Source organism: Streptomyces sp. URMC 124, assembly GCF_051386455.1.
GTDB lineage: Bacteria > Actinomycetota > Actinomycetes > Streptomycetales > Streptomycetaceae > Streptomyces.
The window spans coordinates 1-247 of the sequence record NZ_JBPQTS010000585.1 but is presented as its reverse complement, the minus strand read 5'-3'; the positions used below and the strand labels follow the sequence as shown (position 1 = coordinate 247).

At 73.3% G+C, this 247-nt stretch carries 1 protein-coding gene; it reads left to right on the top strand.

Annotation, left to right across the window (positions count from 1 at the left end; genetic code table 11):
- Positions 1-247: PP2C family protein-serine/threonine phosphatase (locus ACSNOG_RS33785; protein WP_436756484.1), on the top strand; the 247-nt coding region annotated here is incomplete at both ends.

Here is a 247-nt window from a genome sequence, read left to right as displayed (position 1 = left end):
GGCACAAGAGCGCCCTGGTCGTCGGCGACGTCATGGGCAGCGGCATCAACGCCGCGGCCGCCATGGGACAGCTGCGCACCGCCGCCCGCACCCTCGCCCAGCTCGGCCTCGACCCCGCCCGCGTGCTGCGCCACCTCGACAACACCGCCAGTGGACTGGACCAGATGATCGCCACGTGTCTGTACGCCGTGTACGACCCGCGGGGCGGCACCTGCTGCCTGGCCAACGCCGGCCACCTCCCACCCGT